Consider the following 18,166-nt stretch of genomic DNA (forward strand, 5'->3'; position numbering starts at 1 on the left):
ACGCAACTATTTAACTTTATCATTTCAAATTCTAAAAGTCAACAAACTTCTTTCAATACTTAAAATTAACTTTCCTCGTTCAAAACGACCTTGAATATAATACCAAGAAAACTTTACTTGGTCAAGTCCTTTTAAAAAATCAACTCACAAAACTTACAGATCATCTCAACTAATCCCATAGGTTCTCTTAGCGGCCGCCTTCCATTCAGGTAGGTTGTCACTAATACTTCTAAACCCAATTTCATCATCATTACTTGTCCAATAAAATTTGTGATAAGCGTGTACCACTGCAGGAATCGGCTTATTATGCATATTATTTTTTTGATTCAACGCCTTTATTGATAAACTCACATGTTGATTTGCAGGATCTATATCCACAATCACGCAAGAAACCACCTGACCTACTTTATAAATTGAAGAAAGACTTTCAATATACTCGTCACTACATTCAGAAATGTGAAGCAACCCTGTAAAAGATATTTTTTTATTTTCAACAAAAAGGCCGTATGCCTGGACCCCTGTAATTGTACCTTCAATAACATCACCCGTTTTAAGCAAATTCGCACCTCCCAAAATTTTATGTCAATATTCATTTTAGCGAAACCAGAAGTATGATACAATACTTGTGCTTTTAAAAACTTTAAACACTAATAATATAAAGTACGGAGGAATACTGTGTCTTTTCTGATTGATTTTGTTTTACACATTGATGCGCACCTAATTTCTATTGTAAATACATTTGGTGATTGGACCTATCTTATCCTGTTTGCCATTATTTTTGTTGAAACCGGTGCTGTAATTTTACCTTTTTTACCTGGAGATTCTCTATTGTTTGCAGCCGCTGCACTTTCAGCAAATAGTATGTATCATCTAAATATTTGGATATTCGTTTTTTTACTTTTTTTTGCAGCGGTCCTTGGTGATTCAACGAATTTTTTTATCGGCCGTGCAGTCGGTAATGCACTCACTGAGCACCACATATTTGGGAAATTTATAAACAAGCAAAAAATGGCAGAATCTAAAGAATTCTTCGATCACTATGGTAGCATCTCTATAACTTTCGCACGATATATGCCAATTATTCGAACTTTTGCTCCTTTTGTTGCCGGTGGTAGTAACTTCAGATATCAAAAATTCATCATTTTTGATATTCTGGGATCATCAACTTGGGTAAGCTTATGTTGTGGCGCAGGATACTTTTTTGGAAACTTTCCTGTTGTTAAACAGCATTTTTCCGTAATTGTTATTGGTATCATCCTTATCTCTCTTATTCCAATTCTTGTTTCCTTTCTAAAAACCAGAAAAAAAGCTGTCTAAACAAAAATAAGCTTTATTCGTCACCAAACGAATAAGGCTTATTTTTTTATCTGTCTTTTCCCCAACCAAATAAAAAACAGGTAAAAGATTTCTACAAACACAAAGAATAAAACAAAACACTGTAAAAAAAACTCCTCTGGTAAGACGTTGATAACCGGATCCTTTTGAGGATCAAATATCCAATCACTATTGCGGAACAAAACCTCATGAAAAATGACAAAAAATTGATCAAATGAGATGCTCATCATTGCACCAATAAACAATGGCACAACAGCCGTGACCTGCAAAGGCCGAATTAATTGCCACAGCGTTTTGGTTTTAACAAGCTCACGAATAAAAAAGAAAAAAACAATCGCCGAAAGAATTAAAACTCCTTCATTCAACATAAAAAGACTTTTAACATCCGAAAAATGTTGTAATCCCGTACTTGAGCTTGGAAAATCGGTCATGTGTAAGTGTTCAATCCATGGAAAACTTAAATAGGCTATCAGTTGATGATAATTATGCATGATCTCTTTGTGAGATAAACTTACCGCAGTTTGAACGTTATACCATTTTAACGACCACGAATATAGAAAAGTACAATTAATAACCAAAAAAATGGCTAAAGAAATTCCAAAAAAATGAAACCCGATCCACTGTCCAATCCTTCGCATTCGCATAGTAACTACTTCCATTCATCAAACGAATTAATTATGTGTGTAGGCTGAATTTCTTGCTTTGCCACAAATTCTCGAGTTGAAACCCCAGTGTAGACCAACAAAGTGTCAATACCAAAATTAATTCCAGCAGAAATATCAGTCATATAATTATCACCAACCATCACAACGTCATCTTTGTCAAGACCAATCTTCTTAACCGCTTTTTGCATGATAATTGTTTCTGGTTTCCCAATATATGTAGCCCTCTGTTGTGTAGAACGTTCAACAAAGCCAATCAATGAACCCGCTCCAGGCACCAAACCACGCTCATTGGGTAAGTTGGTATCTGCATTCGTTCCAATAAAAGTTGCACCCCGTTTTATGGCCAATGTTGCTAACTCAAACTTATGGTAAGTCACGTCATAATCCAAGCCGACAACAACCCAATCTGGATTCGTCTCATCAAATTCAAAATTTCTATTTAATAATGCCTGCTTTAAACCGAGTTCACCAATTACATAAACCTTGCGCTTACCCCCAGCTATACCATCTAAATAATCTGCTGTTGCCAACCCCGCTGTATAGACTTCATCAGCAGTAACATTAATATTGTGATTTTCGCGTAAGTTTTTTGCAACCTCATCAGGCAACTGTGTCGTGTTGTTAGTCACAAACAAAAAATCCGTGTGTGTGTCCTGTAATCGTTTAATAAAACGGGCCGCAGCAGGAATTTGGTCTCTGCCCCGATAAATGGTACCATCTAAATCAATTAAATATCCTTTATAATCTGAAATCATCTAATCTTCCTCATCTTGTCTCTCTTATTGTAAATGAACGTTTACCACGTTTATGAACTTCTGTAATTTTATTCTTCCGTTGATTAACCGGAACTGCCTTTTCCTTAGTAGTTTTCTCCTGTATAAACGGTTTTTCTTTGAACTTACGAACACGTTTATTGTTTCTTTTGCCCTTATGAGGAGATTCCTTCTTTTTTTCGCTAACAGTCCTAGTTTTTAAGCTACGTTTTTTAGCAGGCTTGTTTACACTCAAGTTCTTTAAAATAAAGTAGGCACAACCAAAATTACAAAATTCTAGCAAATAGTCTTGAATCGCGCCTTGCTTTTCATTATCCTTAGCGTTTCGATCTTGATTGCTGTAAAATCCCTTCAAGCGCAACTGTTCATAACCGATATCACCAACGATAAAGTCATATTTGCTTAAAACTGGACTAAACCGTTCAGCCAATTGTTCACGATCAAATGCGTCACGATCATTGCTAATCAGCTGATATTGATGACCATTAATTAAAATGTTTTTATTATCCAGTAGATCAACTGTGTTGATTACTGGGCGTCGCTTCGATTCTACATTCTCAGTATCTTTATTTTGAGTAGTTGCCATTAAAACGCCTCCTTTTTATCCTCGCTTTGCAAAATCTTCTCTTTTTCCTTTGATCATTTGTTCAATGTCAGCTTCTGAAAATGGTGCTCCAAACGGAATTTTATAGTTTAAATAATCTTTTTCCGGAGTGTCTATACCAACATTCAAATTTTCTTTAACATTCACGCTGTAGTGATGAATATGTCCATGTAAATTAATAATTTGCTTCACAATGCCCATCATCATTGGATAATGTGTCATATACAACTGACGATGATTCATTTTAATCACCACACCAACATCATGAAATTCAAATTTGGGCTTCCCATTTACTTCAAAATTACGTTTCTTTAAATACTTAAAAAAAGCGCGACTATCATGATTACCCTTAATTAAGATCAGATTACCATTTAAGGCTTTTAACACGTTGTAAACTGCCTCGTTTGATAAACTAGCTGGATGAGTAAAATATAAAGCAATATCCCCCAAGTGATAAACCGTATCCGTTGGTTTTACACGTGCATTCCAATTATCAATAATTGTTTGATTCATCACCTCAACTGATGGAAATGGTCGTGGTGCAAAAGCATTATTACCTAATAAATCTTTATGAAAAAAGTGTGTGTCTGCCGTGAAAAATTTCAACTTCATCCCTCATTCTTAATTCTCTCGATATCTAGTATATAACACCATAGCGCATTTTATACAGAATTCTTTCTTATTTTCATGACTACTTGGTTAAAGATCTGTAAATACTTTTATGTATTCACATATTGCCATCCTTGAAATTTGATAAACAACTCGTTTTATTTTTAGATATTAAAATTTGCAAATTAAAAAACTGCGGAATTTTTTCCACAGCTTCTTACATAAAATAATTATTTTGTTCCAGAATTCTTTTTCATCTGCACTAGATAAATCAAATTCAAAACTACAAACCAGAGGACAGACCCAATTAAAGCAATCAACGTATCTAGTTTCAACACCAGTACAAAACCAACAAAAATAAGAAAAGCTAAAACTAGATAATCACTATATGGATACCAAGGCATCCGAAACTTTTCAGGTTTTTGACTTGTCTTGGATAACTGTTGACGATATTTTAAGTGGGTTAAGACAATCGATCCCCAGATAAACAAAAAACAGGTTGTCGCCACACTTGAAACAAAAGTAAAAACTTGGCCAGGCATAAAAATATTTAAAATTACTGCTAAAGCAATGACTAAAGCAGACATCAAAATTGCATTAGCTGGTACTTGTGTCCGCGATAATTTCCCCAATTTCTTTGCAAGTTTCGACTTACGGTTGTAACTAAGTGAAAACAACATTCTCCCTGTTGTGAAAAGAGCACTATTGCAAGCGGAGGCAGCTGCTGTGAGAACCACAAAATTAATAATTGCGGCTGCTCCTGTAATTCCGACATTTTGAAAGACTTGCACAAACGGGCTTGATGTTGGTGAAACATATTTCCATGGAAAAATTGCCATAAGAAAGAACAACGCACCAACATAAAACAATCCGATTCTCATTGGAATATCATTAATTGCCTCTGGAATAACATTATTAGGATCCTGAGTCTCTGCAGCAGTCATACCTACCATTTCGACACCAACGAAAGCAAAAACCACCATCTGGAAAGAAAGAACAAATCCCTTTAGCCCCTTTGGAAAAATTCCGCCAAAAGCCACTAAATTCGTTAATGAGGCATGTCCAACTGAGGTCTTATAATGAATTAATACAAGCACAATTCCTGTTATGATAAGGACTAAAATTGCTGTTATTTTGATTATTGAGAACCAGAATTCGGTTTCTCCAAAAAGCTCAACCGTAATTAAGTTCATAGCCAGTAAAACTAACAAAATCACAAATCCTGGTATCCACTGCGGTAAACTAGGAAACCAAAAATGCATATAAAGTCCTGCAGCTGTGATTTCAGCCATCGCAATGGTGACCCAGCATACCCAATAGGTCCAGCCCGTCACAAATCCGACCTGTTTACCCAAATATTTTGCCACAAAGTCAACAAACGAAGTGGAATGCAAATCAGATAGTAACAACTCTCCTAAGGCTCTCATCAACCAAAAACAGATCACTCCTGTGATTGCATAAGCAAGCAAAATTGATGGACCGGCCAGATGGATGGATTGCCCGGCTCCTAAAAACAGCCCGGTTCCAATTGTCCCCCCAATGGCAATTAATTGGACGTGCCTACTTTTTAAACCTCTCGATAAATTTTGATCTTCATTTTCACTCATATTTCCTCCATACATGCTTCAATGTAATAGAATTACACTCAATCATATAGGATTTTTGGAATTAAGTAAAATTTTGATTAGAAATTTTGTTGATGCCACTGTCTAATCTCAGCCAAGAACTTTTTCATTCTTGTTTGATCCTTAAAGGATGGAAAATCCCCAAGCATCACCTTTGAGGCCTGTTTTGCACCATTACCCTGATTTTGTAAAATTAAAATTGATTTTTGTAAATTACCATTGGTGAACATGTCTTTAGGCAAATTTAAAAAACCTTGTAAAAATATTTTGTTTTTAAAATAATTCAATAACTTGCCTGCCTGATCAGTTTGAAAAATATTACTAGGCACCAAAAACAGTCCAAAACCACCATCCACGACATGATTCATTGCTTGTTCAATCAATAAATGGTGCACAAAGGAATGACCGCTGTCACTATGGGTCTCATAGTCTTTAACACGATGATCAATGGGATAATAGCCGACCGGTAAATCGGACACAGCAAAATTGGCTGCATTAAAAACTAATTGATCTAATGCGTCCTGATGATAAAGATTAACTGCCACCTGTTGTAACTGCGTACTAATTCCAGCCAGTGCTAACATAGAGTCATCATTATCAATTCCAATCCCAGTAATTTGTTGGTCTTTATGATTATGATGAATATCATTCATTACTGTTGTGAGTAAATTAGCGGTACCGACCGCAGGATCAAGAATCTGAATGTCGTCTTCGCCATCCTGCAGTTCTTGCAAAAGATAGGCAAATAACATCCCGATTGTATCAGGTGTCATTTGATGATTTGCCTGAATATGATCTTTTTGAGCCGCTTTCAAAATGGCCAGCTGTAATGCTTGCCGAATGGACTCATTATCTAATTGGCTCAAATTCACTTCGGCATAGAAATGTTCCAAATTACGCTTAACCTCTTTTGTTGGCCGCCCATCTTCTACTTGAACCTGACCAGAAATTAGATTATTTCCCGTCTCGATTAAAGCATCTAAGTAGGAGGTATCCAGCTCAGCTACAAGTGTTTCCGTACTCTCATCAATTATTTTAAATAGTTGTTCTACTTCATTATTCGTAATCATTCACCTCGTCTAAACTTAAACTCCTCAAATATCTTAACACGAAATAAAGATATTGGGCATTTATAGCGGCTGATCACTTGCAGTGAACTTGTAACAATGTTGATTTTTTAAAGTTACAATAAATTTTTTATTCAAAACTTCCACATCGCCAATATCTGATTTTAGGCCTTTATACTTAGAATCATCTTTTCGTCGCAAAATTAAAATATTACAAAGAACACGAGCATCATTCATTTCAACTACTTTTGCCTGAGAAGCAATATTTGCTTGTTGATGTTGTTCAATTTGAAAAACAAGACCGCTCAAAATAGCCAAAAAAATGATGGCACTCAATAACACATAACCTGATTTATTCTTTTGGAATATAGACATCATCACTTTTTGCCTCTCCATCATCAAATTTAATTTGAAGTTTCAAGAATGGTTCTTGATAATCAAAATCCACAGAATTTACATGAGAAATCAACGGCATATAACCTGGTGAAAACCGCAATTGATCTTGATATTTTTCTAACTTATAAACTTTATTTTCTTCAAGACTAGTTAGGTTTACGTAAGAATGGCTGCTACTTTTCAACCGAAATTGATGTTTAGATGATTCCAATTCGTTCACCAGAATTTGCCAATCAGCTGAATTGTTTTGTTGTTTAATTGGAATATTGATTAATTTAGTGCTGAAAGAAATAAGGTGGAAAATGATTGTTAATATTAATAACGATATGAGTGTTTCCATCAATGTAAATCCAGATTTTTTATTCAATTTCTATTTTCCTTAAAACACCCTGATTTTGATCACTTAACGTTATCGAGCTTTTCGTAAATATAAACTTGCTATCTGGTAAAGAAACCGACTGTGATTTGTTTGCTTTCAAACACCGACTTCCATCCAGCAGTTTGCGACTAATTGTAACTTGTTTATTTAACCGCATCTCCGTTTTTCGCTCATTTTGAACACAACTGTGGATTAATATTAACGAAATGCTTACCAGACCCAAAGCAACCAACGCCTCACTTAAAATAAAACCTTTTTTATTCTTTGCTAACATGATAGACTCCCCAACCTAATTGAATCCTCAAACGATACGTGCATTTATTTGCTTCAGATTGAAAGCCAATCGTCTGAGGCTTGACATACCCATTACTACCAATTTTTACCTCTTGATTAGTAAACAGACTTAAAGTTTTAGGTAATTCAATCTCACTATTCTCTTTTTCAAAAGCTTTAAGTGGCGTAAATTTTACTTTTCTTCGAGTTTTATCAAACGAAATATACGTGACCACCCCTTCGAAATTAGCAAATTGTTCATATTTTTTCCAATCATCATCAAATTTTGCCCAGAATTGTTTTTCTTGCTGTTGAGCCATCACTCTTTTTAAAGTAAAATGACCAATCGAAAGTAAAAGTGTCACAATCGTTAACACCACCAAAGTTTCAACCAAAGTAAACCCATTTTTTATTTTGCACATTCTTCACTACTTCACAGCTTTATTGTCTTTAATGGAAATGTGATTTTCTTCGGCCTGACTTACTTGTTTTTCAGTTAAATAACCGCCTTCTTCCAGTTCATCAAGTGAAGTTGGTAATTTTTGATGCTCATTTTCATACAAATCAATTTGAGTTTGCACAACCTCCACCATTGCATTTCCATGGATTGTTTTTGCATTGCTTCTCTGTTGTGCAATATTTGGTAACACAATTAATATTAAGAGAGAAATGATGAAAAGAACTACCGTCATTTCAATCAAAGTAAAACCAGATTTATTTTTTCGTAATTTTTTCATTTGTATACTCCCTCCATTGAGTGGTACATCGGTAATAACAAGCTTAAATACATAAACACAATCACAACCCCAATTAAAAGAAACATCATGGGCTGAATTAAACCAATCAATCTTTCAATTTGTTTGGTTAATTTTTGATACTTAATTTTCGAAAACATCACTAATTCTTTTCCTAAAGCCTCGGTCGTATTTCCCTTGTTGAGCATCACGTTTAACTCTTGTGGGATAAACGGATAGCGATTAATAAATAAACGAGTTTGCTCACCTTCTAAAAGCTGTTTCTCCAAAGCCTTGCCAATTTGATGCAGTAAAGATGTCTTCGAGAAATTCTCTAACATATTACAAATACTTTTTATACCCAACCCACTTTTTAACAACATTGCTAAATTGAGAGAAAGGTAATAATGACAATAACTTTGATAAACTTTCCCAACAATTGGGATCCGACAAATTACTTCCACCCTCTGCACAACTGGCTGTTGCCAAAACTTTTTGGCCATGAGGAAAACCAAGGTGATAATCCCCACCATAATTAATAGAATGATCACAGTAGAATTTTTAATAACATGTACCCGTGTCGCCGTATTCCACATGTTTAGTTCAGGAAAAATGTAAATCTTCATGCCCACCATCAACATCCCTAAAAACAGCAATAGTAGAATCGGATATTCTAACATCTGCAACAACTTAGATTGATGATCATGTTTTGTGTCTAAATAAGATCCTAACGTTTTCAAACTCTCAGCCAATTCACCATGTTTTTCAGCAATCAAAATTTGATAGTAAATATCCTCTTTTAAAAATGGCTTTATTGCATCCGAAAATGCCCCTCCCTTTTCAAGTAACTGAATCATTTTTGATATTTGTCGCTTTTTGGTTGGAATTACAATCTTGATAAAATTTAAGGATTCTCGCAAACTAAATCCAACCGCCAATAAATCTGACAATAGGGTAAAAAATCTAGCTTGAACTTTAGTGGAAAACTTATCCTTCTTGATATTCAACCAAGGTTTCTTCAGAAATTCGACTTTTTTGATACTCTCTTGCAAGACAATTCCCCCAATTTGCCGTCATTTTATTTTCAGGTATTTCCCGAAAAGCTGTCTGGAGCTGCTTTCCCTGCATAATATCAAACAGTGCTGCGACTTCATCATCTTTTGTAGGGATTAAACGTTGATAAGCAACGCCACACAAGGCTTGTTGAAGCATCTCTGGATCAACGTCAAACTGTTTTAATCGCCTAATGACCCCAAATACATTTTGCGCATGGACCGTACTTAAAACTAAATGACCACTTAAAGCCGCTTTAACGGCAACATTAGCAGTATGATTATCCCGAATTTCACCAATAATGAAAATATCCGGACGATGTCTTAACCCTACTTTTAATAATTGCTCATAGTTCATCTTGGCTCTTGTATTAACCTGCAACTGTAAAAAGTCCTTCTCAAAAATTTCTACCGGATCTTCAATGGTCATCACCACTTTTTCTTTGGCCAAATATCTGGCAAGTCGGTAAATGGAAGTCGTCTTACCCGATCCCATTGGACCCGAAAACAATAAAAGTCCCCTTTTATTAGTCAGTTCAATCAATTCATGCCACTGTGGCGGATCTAAGTGTTGAATATGCGCCTCTGAAATTGGATAAATGAACCGAATAACTAATGATTCACGGTTGAGAAAATCACCCACCGTTGACAATCTTAGATGAACCACTTTGCCGTCTTCTTGATGCCAATAATAAGCACCTGTCTGTGGTCGTCGTTTTTCACTGAGGGCCATATCTGCTTGAAACTTAAAAAATGCGATTAATTGTTCACCCACTTGTTGCGGCACTTCTTGTATCAAATGACACCGATTTAATTTTTTATACATCACCTGATAGTCATCTAATTTAGGCAAAAGATACAAGTCAGTCGCCCGATTTTTGACACAGGTTGACATAAATTTTTCTACATAATCTTCTAATTTCATTTTCCTACCTCCCCCACAAAGATAAGATACGTAAAAAAACGAAATATATTTATTTAAACACAAAAAAAATCAAGTTCTTAACGAACTTGATTTAATACTTGTCTATTTAATTACTCTTCTGGCATTTCTGCAGCTTCATAAACTTCAGAAACATCATCATTATCTTCCAATTCATCAATCAAACCTTGATATTGGCTAATTTTATCTTCTGGTACTGGCGTTTCATTTTCAGGAATCATGGTTAACTCAGCTGTTGCCAACTTATAACCAGCTTTTTCCAATGCATCACGAACTTCGGCCAATGCCTTAGGATCTGTATAGATTTCAAAAGCATCATCAGAAGTCTGAATGTCATCGGCACCAGCATCCAAAGCATCCATCATCATAGTATCTTCGTCAGTGTCATCGTCTTCCCGAGAAATGACAATATAACCCTTCCGATCAAACATGTATGATACTGAACCGCTTGCACCTAATGCACCGCCATGATGCGTAAATGCTGAACGAATAGCAGCTGCAGTTCGGTTCTTATTATCAGTTAATGCTTCGACGATAATTGCAGTACCACCAGGGCCATATCCCTCATAATTGATTTCTTCGTATGCTGCACCACCAACACCAGAACCTTTATCGACAGCACGTTTAATGTTGTCCTTAGGCATGTTTGCGGCACGTGCCTTATCCATCATCAGACGTAACTGAGGGTTACCAGAAGGGTCAGGACCCCCAGCTTTGACTGCCATATAAATTTCACGTGAAATTCTTTGGAAGATCTTTCCACGTTTAGCATCCTGAGCGTTTTTACGACCCTGAATATTGTGCCATTTAGAATGTCCTGACATTTCCAAACTCCTCTTTTCTATATAATGAATTTTTATTGTTAGTAAAACCTTATCTAGTATAGTAAATAACGGTGTTTTTGGCAAGTGTTTCAAATTGACTCATTAAAGAGACTATCTATATTTTAAATACCGCTGTTTAAAACCCCTTTAAACATCAGTCATTTTCATGCACACGCTATCATTTCTATCTAAAAACACTGTAAAAGCAAAAAAGAATTCGCAGTTGGAATTCTTTCATTCTGTTTCTATTAAAAGGCAACTTTAATTGCCTGTTTCAAATCACCAATCAAATCATCAACGTCTTCAAGGCCAATTGATAACCGTAAAACTTGGTCATTTAGACCCTGAGATTCACGAATTTCCGCTGGCACCTCTCGATGCGTTGTCCGCGTAGGATTCACAATTAATGATCGTGAATCACCAATGTTTGGTAAATAACTAAAAACACGCACATTATCAATTAAAGTTGCGACATTTTTTGAATTTCCTTTTAATTCAAACGATAAGATGCCACCAACACCCTTGGGAAAATATTTTTTGACTAACGGATTTCCTTTTTCAATACCTGAATAAAAAACTTTTTTGACATGTTCGTTTTCCGTTAAGAACTGAGCAATTTTTGTGGCACTCGCCACTTCCCGATCTAAACGTTCTGAGATCGTTTCAAGGCCCAATAAGATTAAGTAGGCATCAACCGGTTCTAATACTGCTCCAAGCAATCGCAAATATTTCATCCGAATTCGACGAATAAAGGCTTGTTTGCCAAATTTGCTGACAAAACTTTCCTGCGTATGCAAGTCTTCATCCCCTAATGTGAATTCCGTTTCACTAAATTGAGGGAACTTGGGACTATCCCAATCGAACGTACCATGATCCACCACTAAACCCGAAATCACATTTCCGTGACCATTGATTCCTTTGGTAGATGAGTATACTGTGATGTCAGCGCCATGTTCAAAGGGTCTCAACAGATAGGGGGTTGGAAAAGTATTATCCACAATCAACGGAATTTTTGCCGCGTGTGCAATCTCGGCTAATTTTTCTAAATCAGCAATCTCCGTACTGGGGTTAGCTACACTTTCAACATAGATTGCTTTAGTATCTTTCTCAATTAAACTTTGAACGGCTTGAAAATCATTGATATCATCCACAAAATCAAAATTGATCCCAAATTTTGGGAAAAATGTGCGAAATTCATCAAGACTAGAACCATATATATTACGTGGCGCAATAATGCGACCCCCATTTTCGGCCACGTTTAAAATGGTATATGAAATAGCTGCCATTCCTGAACCAACAGCCACAGCATCTATCCCACCATCTAACGCTGCAATACGTTCTTCAAACACGCGAACAGTTGGATTGCCATCCCGCGAATAATCATACCGACCAGCGAGTTTACCAGTTACAATTTTATCAGCCATAGCTGTATTTTCGAGGCCAAACGCCGCTGTTTGATAAATTGGCACTGACGATGCAAAACGATGGTCTTTAGGATCATATCCAGCGTGAATCCTAAGTGTATCAAATTTATTTTCTGTCATTATTTCATCCTCCTACTATGCGTTTCTTTCATTACTTTGATTTAACCCACTGGGCTTAACAGCCACCTCGATGGCTTGTTGTAAATCTGCGATTAAATCTTGACTGTCTTCGATGCCGACCGCGAGTCTAATGAGCTGGGGACTGATTCCCGCCTTCAATCGTTCTGCTGGTGGTAACTCCGCGTGACTCATTTCGTACGGTAATTCTGCCAAACTTTCAACTGCTCCTAAACTAACTGCTAATCGGATTAACCGAAGATGGTTGACAAACGCAATTGCATCCACGTTTTCACCAAGCTCGAAGGACAAAACACCACCAAATCCATTTAATTCATCCGAAGCAATTAAATAATCTTTTGTACCTTTAATACCGGGATAATAAATTTTTGTCACTTCTGGACGTTTTTCAAGAAAATTAATAATCTCAAACGCATTTTGTTGTTGTCGATCCATTCGGACTGATAATGTTTGAATGCCTCGTCGAATGAGATTGGCACTTTCTGGCGAAAGAACGCCGCCAAGCGCATTTTGGATAAAGTAAATTTGCTTGCCTAACGTTTCACTATTTGTCACTACAAGACCAGCAATCACATCTGAATGTCCACCTAAATATTTGGTTGCGGAATGCACAACAATATCAGCACCTAAAGTTAACGGTTTTTGTAAATAAGGTGTTAAAAAGGTGTTGTCAACGATCGTCAATAAGTGATGCTGTTTTGCAATTTTTGCCACCGATTTTACACTAGATACATGCAAAAGTGGATTGGTAATCGGCTCAAAGTATATGGCTTTTGTATTAGTTTGAATGGCGGGTTCAATCGTTTCTAATTTGGTGGTGTCCACAACTGAAAAACTAATTCCGCGCTCTTTAAAATACTGATTTAAAATTCGATACGTACCACCATAAATTTGATTGCCAACTAAAATGTGATCTCCCGGTTTAAAAATGGCCAAAGCAGCATGAATCGCAGCCATCCCAGATGCAAATGCAAAACCATTCTTTCCTTCCTCTAACCGTGTCATCTGTTTCTCCAAGTATTCACGAGTCGGATTACCGGAACGTTCATAATCCCAACGTACCTTACTAGTCGCACTTGGATAAGCATAGGTCGACGAATTATAAATTGGGATATTAACAGCCCCTGTCTGATTATCTTGAATTGTTTCACCGTGAACCAAATTTGTATTAAAGCCTGTCATTTTAAAATTCCTCCAATCAAAAAAGCACACATCCATCCTCATCTATTTCTAGATTAAGGACGGAAATGTGCTTTTTCCCGCGGTACAACCTTTATTTGAGCATTTCTCACGAACTACTCCTCATCAGGTACAATCAAAATTATACCCTAACTCAATAACGGGAGTTCCCGCGCTAGCCTTACAATCTTGCTCGACCAACGAATTTGAAATTAGACCATCTTCCATCGGCTTCTGCCATCGTTTTCCACCACACAACGACTCTCTAAACCCATCAACTGATTTACTGATCTATTCGTTTTTATAATATTAAGTATTATCCTAACGCTATCTTTTCAAAAGTCAATCTTTTTTTAACCTTTTCTCATCAAATTCTTATTTAAGCAATTTAAATGCTTTTTATATACTGAGTATCACAGGCTAGATGTTCATCCCCGGCTAACGGTTTAGCCAGCTTTGTAAATCCCGCATGTTGATATAAAATATTTGCCACTGCCAATTTTGTATCTGTAACTACATACATTTTTTGGTAGCTTTCCTGCGCAAACGTAATTGATTTTTGTAAAAGGATTTTGGCGAGCCCATGCCCACGAGCCTCTGGTTTTAAATATAGTTTTTGCAATTCACAAACTTCTGGCTGACCGGGTACCGGACCCACACCACAGCCTCCGACAACTTCTTTATTGGTATCATCAATGACTACCCAATAGATGCCATGAGGTAGTTTTTCATAGTATTCGGCCAGTGAATCTAGTTGCGGATCAAAATAGGCGGTTCCAGGTATATTAAGTTGCACATCACGTAAACAATCTTGAATAATTTTTTTATTGCTTGATTATCACTTGGTTGAATTTTACGAATCTTTAGCATCTTGGTCACTTCAATCTAAATAGAATTAAAAATAAGCATAACCCAATATTTTTGCTTGTCAATATGTGAACAAGGTTCATTCAAACTTAATTATTGTAACAATCTAATAAAACTAGCCATTTTGGCACAACTGTCTCAGTTTTTCTTCGGTGACTTGATCCGCTGCACTCTGAATAACCAGAAAATGAGTTTTTGTAGACGAAATTAAAGTTGTTTCGGTAAGGTATAACTCGCCCACTCGCGGCTTTTTAAGTAACAGACGTAACGTTTGCATGTCTAGTACATCGAGCTGCTCCCAAGGTTGAGAGAATCCAGGTTCATCCCTAATCATTTCGTAGATTTTATACAAATATGATGAATTGGGATTTTCACTATAGAGTTGTCGAAATTGAGCAACTCTTTTAGCTGCATATTCATTCCAATCACTAAACAAATCTCGCAAAACAGGATTCTTAAATGTCTGCCAAAGAAGATTTCGTTGAATTTTTGACTTGCTATCCAGCTTTCCATATAGTTCCACAAATGCACGATTCGTTTTTTGAATGATAAAGTTGCGATCCATAATAAATGCTGGATACGGATTTTGAAAATTTAATAACCTTACAAAATCACCGCTAATATCCGGGATATGGTTCAATTCGGGAGGTAACTTTTTTTCAACCAAATTAAATACATAGTTAATTTCAGCGTCATTTAATCGCAAAACTTCACACAATGCCTCTAAAACTTCAACTGATGGATTTACGCCCGTTCTTCCTTGTTCAATTCTACGTACCAATCCGTACTTAAATTTGCTCTTTCGGCCACCTCTTCGCGAGTAAGTCCACTTGCCCGTCGATGCGTATCTTGAACAATTCCATAATCTTTCAAATTAGCTGTACTTCGTTTATATCGAAAAAAATGTCCCAAAGGTTTTTCATTCATTTGTATCTTTTCCTTTCACTTACTAAGTACCAACCGTTATACGCAATTTTAAAAAATCTGCCAAACTGGGATCATCAATCCTAGGATAATTGAGCTCTTCCTCTGTTTTAAATATCCCGTTATGATAAAAATGTTCAAAATATTATAACATTCTTAGGAGGTCATTTTATGACAGTTAAAATTGGAATCAATGGATTTGGCAGAATTGGAAGATTAGCTTTCAGAAGGATTCTAGAACTACAAGATGATAGTACCATAGAAGTCGTCGCAATCAATGATTTAACGAGCCCTCAAATGTTAGCTCATTTGCTCAAATACGACTCTACACATGGCACCTTGCAGGCCGAAGTCAATGCCACACAGGACGCGCTGATTGTGGACGGCAAGTCCTATCATGTCTATTCACAAACTGATGCGGCCAAAATTCCTTGGGTGAAAAATGATGATGTGGATTTTGTTTTAGAGTGCACAGGGTTTTATACAAGTTTAAAAAAAGCTCAAGCGCATTTACGCGCAGGAGTTAAACGGGTTTTAATTTCTGCGCCTGCTGGTACAGACATAAAAACAATTGTTTATCGTACAAATGACAACATTTTAAACTCTAATGATCAAATTATTTCTGCTGGTTCTTGTACCACCAACTGTTTAGCACCCATGGCCGATGCGCTAGATAAAGAATTTGGCGTAGTCGCTGGCACGATGACAACGGTCCATGCCTATACCTCAACTCAAATGTTGTTAGATGGTCCTGTTCGCGGTGGCAATCTACGAGCAGCACGGGCAGCCGCCAAAAACACAATTCCACATTCTTCGGGAGCTGCTATGGCAATCGGATTAGTTTTGCCCCATCTTAATGGCAGACTTCAAGGACACGCCCAACGAGTTCCAGTGACCGATGGTTCGTTAACCGAACTTGTGACTATCCTTAAAATCTCTCACTTAACAGTTGATGAAATTAATGAACGCATCAAGCCCTATACAAAAAATAATGAGAGCTTTGGTTGGAATAAAGATCAAATTGTATCCAGTGATGTAATTAACACAACATTTGGTTCAATATTTGATCCCACTCAAACCGAAGTTGTTTCTGCAGACAATTCACAGCTGGTCAAAACCGTTGCTTGGTATGACAATGAATATGGATTTACCTGCCAAATGGTTCGCACTTTGTTAAAACTTGCACAGTTTGACAACTAATTTTTTCAAAACAGTTAAAATAGGCTAATCAAATGTACATACCATTGATTAGCCTATTTTGTTTAGAAATGTTCAAAATTCAAAATTATTTTTTTGTCGTTTCGCGACTATCCAAGCCATAAGGTAACGTAATGGTTGGTTCTTCAATTTCTTCTTTGTTCATCAACTTTGTCAATAACCGCATTGAAACTGCACCAATATCATAAAGCGGTTGAGTAATAGAAGTTAATTGTGGACGAACTAACTGCGCAACTTGAGTATCGTTACTTGTGATCAACGCAAATTGATCTGGCACTTTAACCCCCTGGTCAGTTAAACCATTTAAAACCCCTGCTGCCAAACGGTCATCACCAGCAAAAGCAGCTGTAATATCTGTGTCCTTAAGTTGGCTAGCTAATTTAATTCCTGATTCATAACTATAGTCAGTTTCAAAAATTAATTTCTCATCAAACTTAATGCCAGCTTCTTTCAAAGCTTGCTTGTATCCTGCCAAACGATATTTTCCATTAATTGGTTCACTTAACGAACCACTGATAAACGCGACTTTTTTGTTACCTTCTTTAATCAATTTTGATATTGCTTCAGCAGTTGATTCGATGTAATCAATACTTACAGAAGGTACACTTTCTTCATCATCAACAGATCCTGCAAAAACAATCGGTGTTCTTGAATGAGAAAATTCTTCCCGAAGTTTGTCAGTAACCCGATTACCCATGAAAATAATGCCATCTACTTGTTTAGCAAGCAATGTATTTAGTACTGCCATTTCCTTTTGATCATTTTCATCGGAGTTTTCCATGATAATATTATATTTATACATAGAAGCCACATCATCAATTCCACGTGCTAAAGAAGCAAAATAGGCATTCGTTACATCGGGGATGATAACACCAATTGTGGTTGATTTTTTGCTTGCTAGTCCTCGAGCAACGGCATTTGGTCGATAATCCAATTTGTCAATCACATCATTAACCCGCTGTCTTGTAGCAGGCTTTACATTTTGGTTGCCATTCACTACTCGCGATACAGTCGCCATTGAAACTCCTGCTTCACGCGCAACATCATAAATCGTTACAGTTTGTTTTTCCATTTTTAACTCAGGTCTCCTTTTATGCGTTACTATACGTTTTCATAAATTTTCACTGCATTGTTAAC

24 protein-coding genes are annotated in these 18,166 nt (G+C 36.5%); 3 read left to right on the forward strand and 21 right to left on the reverse strand.

Going from position 1 to position 18,166, the window contains the following annotated elements; all coding sequences use genetic code 11:
- Window positions 1-165: 165 nt before the first annotated feature.
- Window positions 166-558, reverse strand: coding sequence for a S1 RNA-binding domain-containing protein (locus tag DD627_RS05815; RefSeq protein WP_057784801.1), 393 nt, complete (start codon window positions 556-558; stop codon window positions 166-168).
- 117 nt (window positions 559-675) lie between these two features.
- Between DD627_RS05815 and DD627_RS05820 the strand changes: the two genes are divergently transcribed.
- On the forward strand, window positions 676-1,317 hold the full coding sequence (locus DD627_RS05820; protein ID WP_057784800.1) for a VTT domain-containing protein: 642 nt from the start codon (window positions 676-678) through the stop codon (window positions 1,315-1,317).
- Between the two features lie 38 nt (window positions 1,318-1,355).
- On the opposite strand, the gene DD627_RS05825 is transcribed toward DD627_RS05820, so the two are convergent.
- The 4 genes from DD627_RS05825 to DD627_RS05840 are packed head-to-tail and all read right to left on the reverse strand — an operon-like array spanning window position 1,356 to window position 3,983.
- On the reverse strand, window positions 1,356-1,979 hold the full coding sequence (locus DD627_RS05825) for a TIGR01906 family membrane protein (protein WP_068808001.1): 624 nt from the start codon (window positions 1,977-1,979) through the stop codon (window positions 1,356-1,358).
- Window positions 1,980-1,984: 5 nt separating this feature from the next.
- Entirely contained in the window at window positions 1,985-2,755 is a 771-nt protein-coding gene (locus DD627_RS05830; protein WP_057784798.1) for a TIGR01457 family HAD-type hydrolase, read from the reverse strand.
- Window positions 2,756-2,765: 10 nt separating this feature from the next.
- A complete protein-coding gene (locus tag DD627_RS05835) occupies window positions 2,766-3,359 on the reverse strand; it encodes a YutD family protein (RefSeq protein WP_068807998.1) in 594 nt (197 codons plus the stop codon).
- Window positions 3,360-3,374: 15 nt separating this feature from the next.
- Window positions 3,375-3,983 carry a metallophosphoesterase gene (locus DD627_RS05840; RefSeq protein WP_068807994.1) on the reverse strand — a complete coding sequence of 203 codons (609 nt, stop codon included), beginning with the start codon at window positions 3,981-3,983 and terminating at the stop codon, window positions 3,375-3,377.
- Here DD627_RS05840 and DD627_RS09185 point away from each other — a divergent pair.
- Window positions 3,948-4,025, forward strand: a complete 78-nt coding sequence (locus DD627_RS09185) for a DUF3709 domain-containing protein (protein ID WP_353744030.1) — start codon at window positions 3,948-3,950, stop codon at window positions 4,023-4,025. The two genes, DD627_RS05840 and DD627_RS09185, sit on opposite strands and share 36 nt — an antisense overlap.
- A 191-nt stretch (window positions 4,026-4,216) precedes the next feature.
- Here the strand turns inward: DD627_RS09185 and DD627_RS05845 are convergent, their stop codons facing one another.
- From DD627_RS05845 to DD627_RS05915, 15 genes are all read right to left on the reverse strand, one after another.
- Complete coding sequence (locus DD627_RS05845) at window positions 4,217-5,593, reverse strand: amino acid permease (RefSeq protein WP_057784795.1); 1,377 nt, start codon at window positions 5,591-5,593, stop codon at window positions 4,217-4,219.
- A gap of 77 nt (window positions 5,594-5,670) precedes the next feature.
- Entirely contained in the window at window positions 5,671-6,681 is a 1,011-nt protein-coding gene (locus DD627_RS05850) for a class I SAM-dependent methyltransferase (protein ID WP_057784794.1), read from the reverse strand.
- Between the two features lie 60 nt (window positions 6,682-6,741).
- Entirely contained in the window at window positions 6,742-7,056 is a 315-nt protein-coding gene (locus DD627_RS05855) for a hypothetical protein (RefSeq protein ID WP_068807992.1), read from the reverse strand.
- A complete protein-coding gene (locus DD627_RS05860; RefSeq protein WP_057784792.1) occupies window positions 7,031-7,441 on the reverse strand; it encodes a ComGF family competence protein in 411 nt (136 codons plus the stop codon). The genes DD627_RS05855 and DD627_RS05860 overlap by 26 nt, the downstream gene beginning before the upstream one ends.
- Entirely contained in the window at window positions 7,434-7,727 is a 294-nt protein-coding gene (locus tag DD627_RS05865) for a hypothetical protein (RefSeq protein WP_260266813.1), read from the reverse strand. The genes DD627_RS05860 and DD627_RS05865 overlap by 8 nt, the downstream gene beginning before the upstream one ends.
- Window positions 7,711-8,148 carry a competence type IV pilus minor pilin ComGD gene (gene comGD, locus DD627_RS05870; RefSeq protein WP_057784790.1) on the reverse strand — a complete coding sequence of 146 codons (438 nt, stop codon included), beginning with the start codon at window positions 8,146-8,148 and terminating at the stop codon, window positions 7,711-7,713. The genes DD627_RS05865 and comGD overlap by 17 nt, the downstream gene beginning before the upstream one ends.
- Window positions 8,149-8,154: 6 nt before the next feature.
- Window positions 8,155-8,463, reverse strand: a complete 309-nt coding sequence (gene comGC, locus DD627_RS05875) for a competence type IV pilus major pilin ComGC (RefSeq protein ID WP_057784789.1) — start codon at window positions 8,461-8,463, stop codon at window positions 8,155-8,157.
- Window positions 8,460-9,512, reverse strand: a complete 1,053-nt coding sequence (comGB, locus tag DD627_RS05880) for a competence type IV pilus assembly protein ComGB (RefSeq protein WP_260266814.1) — start codon at window positions 9,510-9,512, stop codon at window positions 8,460-8,462. The genes comGC and comGB overlap by 4 nt, the downstream gene beginning before the upstream one ends.
- Window positions 9,448-10,437 carry a competence type IV pilus ATPase ComGA gene (gene comGA / locus DD627_RS05885; protein ID WP_260266816.1) on the reverse strand — a complete coding sequence of 330 codons (990 nt, stop codon included), beginning with the start codon at window positions 10,435-10,437 and terminating at the stop codon, window positions 9,448-9,450. The genes comGB and comGA overlap by 65 nt, the downstream gene beginning before the upstream one ends.
- 110 nt (window positions 10,438-10,547) lie before the next feature.
- Complete coding sequence (locus tag DD627_RS05890; RefSeq protein ID WP_068807983.1) at window positions 10,548-11,279, reverse strand: YebC/PmpR family DNA-binding transcriptional regulator; 732 nt, start codon at window positions 11,277-11,279, stop codon at window positions 10,548-10,550.
- 248 nt (window positions 11,280-11,527) lie between these two features.
- Window positions 11,528-12,823: an O-acetylhomoserine aminocarboxypropyltransferase/cysteine synthase family protein gene (locus DD627_RS05895; RefSeq protein WP_057784785.1), complete on the reverse strand. Its 1,296-nt coding sequence runs from the start codon at window positions 12,821-12,823 to the stop codon at window positions 11,528-11,530.
- A gap of 15 nt (window positions 12,824-12,838) precedes the next feature.
- Window positions 12,839-14,023 (reverse strand): trans-sulfuration enzyme family protein, encoded by a 1,185-nt coding sequence (locus DD627_RS05900; RefSeq protein ID WP_057784784.1) that lies wholly within the window; start codon window positions 14,021-14,023, stop codon window positions 12,839-12,841.
- Window positions 14,024-14,408: 385 nt separating this feature from the next.
- A complete protein-coding gene (locus DD627_RS05905) occupies window positions 14,409-14,816 on the reverse strand; it encodes a GNAT family N-acetyltransferase (RefSeq protein WP_260274601.1) in 408 nt (135 codons plus the stop codon).
- A gap of 186 nt (window positions 14,817-15,002) precedes the next feature.
- Window positions 15,003-15,668: a helix-turn-helix transcriptional regulator gene (locus DD627_RS05910; RefSeq protein ID WP_260266819.1), complete on the reverse strand. Its 666-nt coding sequence runs from the start codon at window positions 15,666-15,668 to the stop codon at window positions 15,003-15,005.
- Window positions 15,632-15,814 (reverse strand): helix-turn-helix domain-containing protein, encoded by a 183-nt coding sequence (locus tag DD627_RS05915; protein ID WP_260266820.1) that lies wholly within the window; start codon window positions 15,812-15,814, stop codon window positions 15,632-15,634. The genes DD627_RS05910 and DD627_RS05915 overlap by 37 nt, the downstream gene beginning before the upstream one ends.
- 168 nt (window positions 15,815-15,982) lie before the next feature.
- On the opposite strand from DD627_RS05915, the gene gap reads away from it, so the two are divergent.
- Window positions 15,983-17,011, forward strand: a complete 1,029-nt coding sequence (gene gap, locus DD627_RS05920; protein WP_260266821.1) for a type I glyceraldehyde-3-phosphate dehydrogenase — start codon at window positions 15,983-15,985, stop codon at window positions 17,009-17,011.
- Window positions 17,012-17,096: 85 nt separating this feature from the next.
- On the opposite strand, the gene ccpA is transcribed toward gap, so the two are convergent.
- On the reverse strand, window positions 17,097-18,101 hold the full coding sequence (ccpA, locus tag DD627_RS05925; protein ID WP_057783678.1) for a catabolite control protein A: 1,005 nt from the start codon (window positions 18,099-18,101) through the stop codon (window positions 17,097-17,099).
- Window positions 18,102-18,166 lie beyond the last annotated feature (65 nt).

Source organism: Pediococcus sp. (genome assembly GCF_003533255.1).
Taxonomy (GTDB): domain Bacteria; phylum Bacillota; class Bacilli; order Lactobacillales; family Lactobacillaceae; genus Pediococcus; species Pediococcus parvulus.

Coding starts and splice junctions, on each gene's coding strand:
- DD627_RS05865 (WP_260266813.1), bottom strand. CDS start 7,727: ATGTTAGCAAAGAATAAAAAAGGTTTTATTTTAAGTGAGGCGTTGGTT.
- DD627_RS05915 (WP_260266820.1), bottom strand. CDS start 15,814: ATGAATGAAAAACCTTTGGGACATTTTTTTCGATATAAACGAAGTACA.
- comGA (WP_260266816.1), bottom strand. CDS start 10,437: ATGAAATTAGAAGATTATGTAGAAAAATTTATGTCAACCTGTGTCAAA.
- DD627_RS05890 (WP_068807983.1), bottom strand. CDS start 11,279: ATGTCAGGACATTCTAAATGGCACAATATTCAGGGTCGTAAAAACGCT.
- DD627_RS05835 (WP_068807998.1), bottom strand. CDS start 3,359: ATGGCAACTACTCAAAATAAAGATACTGAGAATGTAGAATCGAAGCGA.
- comGC (WP_057784789.1), bottom strand. CDS start 8,463: ATGAAAAAATTACGAAAAAATAAATCTGGTTTTACTTTGATTGAAATG.
- DD627_RS05830 (WP_057784798.1), bottom strand. CDS start 2,755: ATGATTTCAGATTATAAAGGATATTTAATTGATTTAGATGGTACCATT.
- ccpA (WP_057783678.1), bottom strand. CDS start 18,101: ATGGAAAAACAAACTGTAACGATTTATGATGTTGCGCGTGAAGCAGGA.
- DD627_RS05900 (WP_057784784.1), bottom strand. CDS start 14,023: ATGACAGGCTTTAATACAAATTTGGTTCACGGTGAAACAATTCAAGAT.
- comGD (WP_057784790.1), bottom strand. CDS start 8,148: ATGTGCAAAATAAAAAATGGGTTTACTTTGGTTGAAACTTTGGTGGTG.
- DD627_RS05845 (WP_057784795.1), bottom strand. CDS start 5,593: ATGAGTGAAAATGAAGATCAAAATTTATCGAGAGGTTTAAAAAGTAGG.
- gap (WP_260266821.1), top strand. CDS start 15,983: ATGACAGTTAAAATTGGAATCAATGGATTTGGCAGAATTGGAAGATTA.
- DD627_RS05855 (WP_068807992.1), bottom strand. CDS start 7,056: ATGATGTCTATATTCCAAAAGAATAAATCAGGTTATGTGTTATTGAGT.
- DD627_RS05825 (WP_068808001.1), bottom strand. CDS start 1,979: ATGCGAATGCGAAGGATTGGACAGTGGATCGGGTTTCATTTTTTTGGA.
- DD627_RS09185 (WP_353744030.1), top strand. CDS start 3,948: ATGAAAAAAGTGTGTGTCTGCCGTGAAAAATTTCAACTTCATCCCTCA.
- DD627_RS05850 (WP_057784794.1), bottom strand. CDS start 6,681: ATGATTACGAATAATGAAGTAGAACAACTATTTAAAATAATTGATGAG.
- DD627_RS05895 (WP_057784785.1), bottom strand. CDS start 12,823: ATGACAGAAAATAAATTTGATACACTTAGGATTCACGCTGGATATGAT.